Raw genomic sequence first — 615 nt, forward strand, 5'->3', positions numbered from 1 at the left:
ATCCGGTGGTGGCAGACCGGATGGCGCAGTTCGAGATCGAGCTGACCGGCCTGCGTGGGCTGTGCCGGGATCTGGTGGAGCGTACCGAGGCAGGGAAAGCCGGACCGGCCGACGCCTCGATCGTCAAGCTCTACTACAGCGAATTACTGCAGCGGCTGACCGATTTCGGCGCGGAGATCAGTGGCCTGGACGCGCACACCGTGCTGACCAAACCGGCCTCCAGCGGCTGGGAGTCGGGTGCGTGGATGCTCGATTTCATCGGATCGTGGGAATGGACCATCCCCGGCGGAGCCAGCGAGATCCAGCGCACCATCATCGGTGAGCGCGGGTTGGGCCTGCCCCGAGAACCGAGTGCGGTGTAGATGAGCGAATTCTCCGAGTTGCACGACGAATTACGTTCGGTGGCAACCGATCTGCTCGCCAAGGACACTGTCTACTGGCCGCTGTTGATCTCGGCGGGGTGGGTCGGATTGGACGCGTCCGCGCACGCCGGTGGTGCTGGCGCCACGTTCGCCGAGGTCGCGGTGATCTGTGAGGAATTGGGCCGGGCCGCCGCGGTCACCGGTTACCTGGGCGGTGCCGTGCTGGCCGTCGGCGCACTGAACGCCGTGCAAC

2 protein-coding genes are annotated in these 615 nt (G+C 66.0%); both read left to right on the forward strand.

Going from position 1 to position 615, the window contains the following annotated elements; translation table 11 throughout:
• The coding region (locus IMZ11_RS43300) for an acyl-CoA dehydrogenase family protein (RefSeq protein WP_255708179.1) at positions 1-362 on the forward strand (362 nt) is incomplete at its 5' end.
• Positions 363-615, forward strand: a 253-nt coding sequence (locus tag IMZ11_RS43305; RefSeq protein ID WP_228649475.1) for an acyl-CoA dehydrogenase family protein, incomplete at its 3' end; no start/stop codon positions are given. It abuts the gene before it with no gap.

It is taken from the genome of Microtetraspora sp. AC03309 (assembly GCF_020826795.1).
Taxonomy (GTDB): Bacteria; Actinomycetota; Actinomycetes; order Streptosporangiales; family Streptosporangiaceae; genus Microtetraspora; species Microtetraspora glauca.